6 protein-coding genes are annotated in these 4,621 nt (G+C 38.9%); all 6 read right to left on the bottom strand.

Features of this window, described 5'->3' with window-relative positions; genetic code table 11:
* Positions 1 to 58 precede the first annotated feature (58 nt).
* Positions 59 to 208, bottom strand: coding sequence for a hypothetical protein (locus QUA03_RS28280; protein ID WP_333216959.1), 150 nt, complete (start codon positions 206 to 208; stop codon positions 59 to 61).
* A 153-nt stretch (positions 209 to 361) separates the two neighbouring features.
* Entirely contained in the window at positions 362 to 1,543 is a 1,182-nt protein-coding gene (locus tag QUA03_RS28285) for a GTPase (RefSeq protein ID WP_333216961.1), read from the bottom strand.
* A gap of 196 nt (positions 1,544 to 1,739) precedes the next feature.
* Positions 1,740 to 2,279, bottom strand: coding sequence for a Uma2 family endonuclease (locus QUA03_RS28290; RefSeq protein WP_333216963.1), 540 nt, complete (start codon positions 2,277 to 2,279; stop codon positions 1,740 to 1,742).
* A gap of 55 nt (positions 2,280 to 2,334) precedes the next feature.
* Positions 2,335 to 2,718: a hypothetical protein gene (locus tag QUA03_RS28295; protein WP_333216965.1), complete on the bottom strand. Its 384-nt coding sequence runs from the start codon at positions 2,716 to 2,718 to the stop codon at positions 2,335 to 2,337.
* A gap of 11 nt (positions 2,719 to 2,729) precedes the next feature.
* Positions 2,730 to 3,167 carry a CdiA C-terminal domain-containing protein gene (locus QUA03_RS28300; protein WP_333216967.1) on the bottom strand — a complete coding sequence of 146 codons (438 nt, stop codon included), beginning with the start codon at positions 3,165 to 3,167 and terminating at the stop codon, positions 2,730 to 2,732.
* Positions 3,168 to 3,547: 380 nt separating this feature from the next.
* The gene (locus QUA03_RS28305; protein WP_333216969.1) at positions 3,548 to 4,468 is read right to left on the bottom strand and encodes a hypothetical protein; all 921 of its coding nucleotides are present in this window, start codon (positions 4,466 to 4,468) and stop codon (positions 3,548 to 3,550) included.
* Positions 4,469 to 4,621 lie beyond the last annotated feature (153 nt).

Consider the following 4,621-nt stretch of genomic DNA (forward strand, 5'->3'; position numbering starts at 1 on the left):
AAGTTTCCCACGATCCCAGACCCATGCAAATACTACCCTTGACAATTTCCCTTTTTCCTTAACTTGTCACCAATGGGATGCGACTGTGTTTTACTGTCATGCCATTTTTCTCCGCAATTTGCCCGTCCACCCATTCCATATCGTCGGGGGGATTAGCCATAAAGTCTTCTAGAGAAACATTTTCTGATAAAACGGCAGCCATTACCATAGCCATTTACTCCCTTTTGCAGAATTCACTCATATTGTAGCAATCAATTGGTAATGGGTAATGGGTAATTGGTAATTGGTAATTGGTAATTGGTAATTGGAACTAACAAATAACCTATGCCCTATGCCCTATGCCCCATGCCCTATGCCCAATTTACTCAATATTAATTTGATTGGGAGGCTTAGGTTGATTCGGTTGCTCATCCTTCAAAGTTTTACGCCCAGAACTAGCATACTCCTTGTACATTTCCACAAACATCTTGGTTAACTGTTGCAAAGAAAGTTGTTCGCCATTAACTTGAGCTTTCATGTAAGCTTTAAGCACTTCAATGTAAGCCAAACCTAGAGCAAGCGTGAGAGTTGCTGCGGTTGCACCGGAGATAGCACCGCCGACAACTGTACCCGCACCAGGAATCATTTTAATCAAATTAGTAACAATACTTCTGCCGACAGCAGTAACCCCGCCAGCGCCGCTAATAGCAGACAGCATCGCCGAAATAAAGCCCTTATCAAAGGGCATTCCAAAAATCACAGTAATATTAGCAATCATTGCTGTTTGCATCGTCATCAAAATCGGCGCATCAGCAAACGGTACAGGAGTCGCGCCGACAATTGCGGAACCGGCTACATAAGCACTTAGATACTTAAATGCCATATCGGATTTGAGCGCAATATTAGCAATTTGTTCTTTAACAAAAGCTTTTTTAGCTACTTCCGGCAGCAGTTGAAAAGTTGCATCTACCAACTTATCTAAACCGTGAGATTTTACTGTATACTCCTCATCAATTTCTTCCGGTTCAGCCATGACCGGGATGATTTGACTGACTGGCAAATTTATGTGTTCCAGTTGCTTGAAAAACTCGCCCGGCTTTTTAGATGTCGTCTGAGTCAGCACTAAAAGAACTGGTACATCTTTGACTTCCATTTCTTTTAGCCAGCTTTCCTCCACAGATTCTATTCTATTGGCGCTGTGATTGATGCAGTACCAGATGACGTGAATGTGTTCTTTTGGGTGCAGGAGTCTTTGGTCTTCAATCAGTTTAGCAACGTTTAATTGAATAACTTTAATTTGTTCGGCGTTGAGTTCGAGTCCGGGAGTATCGTAGACTGTAATTGGGCAATTCGGTTTGGTATATTGGCGGATGCCTTGAGTGATGGGGCGGCCGACTCCGGTTTCTGCTAAGCGTTGGCGAAAAACGGAATTTATTAGGGTACTTTTGCCGACGCCGGTTTTGCCGATGACTAAAACATTGCACTGTCCCACTTGGTCTTCTGCGTCTTTGAAGGCGTAATAACTTCTATTTAAAAGCTCGTCTAAGGAAAAGTCGTCTGACATGGCGGTTTGCTCCGATAAGGGTGGGATATTAATTCAATACCACCGAATAGAATTCCGATGCTATAGAAACGAAGTCCGTGAAGGCGGACTGGCGGAGTATTAAGAATATTGTAGCAATTTGATTTCAAAACTGGTGCAACGGCTAGAGGAGAGTTTTGTGTCGCGTGCTGCTACATGAAAGGTTGTAGAATTTAGTTTAAGCTAGCAATCGATCGACATCGATGCTAAAACCGATCAGGATTTGTTGGGTACTGGCGGTATCGCCGGATCGAAATGTCAATATTTGATTTTGAGTCATCACGAATATTAAACGACTTTCGGGAAAAACTAACCAGACTTCCTGACAGCTAGATTTTAAATATTCCTGTGCTTTGAGAAAGACATCTTCAGCGATATCGGTGGGTGAAACTATTTCGGCAATTAAAGGGAAACTTTGGGGTAAAGTGGCAAGATTGCCAAATTGTGCAACTAATTCGGGTGTGAGATAAGCGACATCTGGACGGCGAATTTGTCGGTTGGTGCGGCAAGGTGGTGAAATATAAACTTCTCCTCCTTGTTTGCTGGAAATCATGTAATTTGCCCAAGCACAACCCAGGCTTGATTGAATTTTACCATGCTTGAGCGTGGCTCCATTTTTCTCCACAAGTTGGCCGTCTACCAATTCCATGTTGTCGGGGGGATTAGCCATGAAGTCTTCTAAAGTAAAATTCTTCTGTGCAGCAGTAGCAGTGACCATAGTCATTTCCTCGTTTTTACAAATCGGTTTCAGAACTTGCCTGTATGATGTTCGATCAAACCTTCACCAATTGCGCAAACTCCTCTAACTTCACTTGTAAGTCATCCACCAGCATTAAACGATACCTTTCGGTAGTTTTCAACTTGTGGAGAACATAACTAGCAAACTCATCGCGCCACTTTTTTCTATCAAGTTCATTCGAGATGTTCAGCGCTCTGATTGATAGGTTGTAAGGGTATTCTTCAAAGTTGAGGTCTTTATCATTTTCAAAATCATGCTTTCCTACTGTAAGAGTGATTGTTGAGTTACGAAACTCATACCAGTGGTCAATGCCATCAGAAACCAGCTCTAATTTAAGAGCCAATATAAACTCTAATTCTTTGATTAAATGTTCGATTTCCTGTGGAAAGTCTACAAAAATATCTACTGTGCGAGACATAAAAACCTCCTTTATTGAAACTCAGTAAAACTGATGTCATAGATATCGCCAATAATTCGGACGCTATCAATTTTTCCGCGTGTAATATTTTTCGCCCTCTGCAAACCTCGTTCAGCCTCAGCCTCTATCAACCCAGACACCCTAGCATCTATAATTATATCCCTAGCCTGTCCGCCTCGTCTAATCGAGTTGTTGATCTGATTTTTTACTGTAGCGCTTGTAGCACCGGCATCCAGACTTTTGAATTCAGTGCGTTTTCCATCTACCTCAGCATCGGGATTTCTACCTCCATCGGTTTTTTCTACCAAGGCTTTAACATTTTTTCCCTCTCTTTCTAGAAATTCAGCGATGGCTCTTTCGGTTGCAGCAAAAGCTCTTTCTGATTCATCAATACTGCCACAATTAGCCGAATTTTGCTTAGGGGTTTGGTTAGTCCCGTTATTCACCATTTTTGGTTATTTAAAATTTTGGTGAATTATCGCACATTATGAGCCAAGTCACTTGAGAAAACGAAGCGGGTTTCTCACTTAGTCAATACAATAATTCCTCTCCCATCAGGTTCTACTATTACCCTAATACTAACACTATCTCTAGTTCCTTCTATATGCCATCTTACAGGCTTACCAGCAAAGAAGTTACTTAAAATTTTAGCAAAGACTTAAGATAGATATAAACTCTGAAACAATAAATTATCTTTGATTTCCTGACAATAAATGGCACTTTTGCAAGAAGCCTGCTATTACTTTTATGGCGGGTAAAGACGATGATTTTATCCCATAATCATTCTAAAATTAAGTTTGTATTGAGAACAAAATCATGGCACATTAAATTAAATTAATTCTCTGATTTCTTTTAGCTTTTTTTTTAAAGTGTTGAGATCTATTTCTTCTATTTCTTCTATTTCTTCTAATAGGCTGTAAATTTTTGATTGCCTCTTCTTCTTACCTTTTTCTATCCATTTTTGATATTTCGGATCGGCGAGCATTTTCTGATATTCCTGATATTCATTAACTTCTTCTTCAAAATCCTTTAGAATTTCATAAGGTAATTCATCCATATTCTTTGGATCAGATATTATTTTATACTCTTCTTTCGCAAGAATTTCACGAATATCCTCAGAAAGCTCATAAGTTAGATTTTCTTTATATGTTACAAAACATCCTTCTGTCTTTTCTTGATAGGAACAGTGAGACAGGATTTTAGCAATTTGAAATATCTTGTTTTCTATTAATAAGAGGCATAAAGAACCTTGAGGAACATCATTTTTCTCTTCATCTATAGTTTGAATCGAGTGAAAACAACCTATATTTTTATCATTAGCGAGATTAGTTGCCTTGGCAAGAAGAACACTATCAGTCAAGACACCTAGTTTAAGGAATTTACCGGGTGTGTCTGTTATGGGTGGTTGATCTTGATTTCCAGGCGTAGATTTTTCTTCAGACGGTGAGAGAACTTCATTTTGATTTTCAGAAGACTCTCCATTATATTTATTAATTTTTTCTGCAAATTCCTTAATTTTTTGTTCCCATGAATTATATTGATTGTTCTGGTACTCGTCAATTATTTTTTCCCATAAATCATATTCCTTAGAATCAATATATATCTCAGACAAACGAGCAATTAATGTTTTTGTTAAGTTGAAGTTGTGGATACTAATACATAATTCTCCCTCACATTCAAGACCTGGCCGAGTTAGATTAGATGACCCTATGATCGAAACACCTATCTGAATGTCAGCTTTTATCTTCACATTCCGACTCCGACCTAAAAAACAATAGGCTTTGATATGAAAGTTCTTCTTAGGGCATATAAAGTGAACAGATTTATTAAGCTGTTGTGCATTTAAAACGCATAGTGGTATAATATAACATAATGATATTCAGACAAAGTGAATGCCTGCTAA

Origin of the sequence: Microcoleus sp. S36b_A4, assembly GCF_036700645.1 — a bacterium.
Taxonomy (GTDB): Bacteria; Cyanobacteriota; Cyanobacteriia; order Cyanobacteriales; family Microcoleaceae; genus Microcoleus.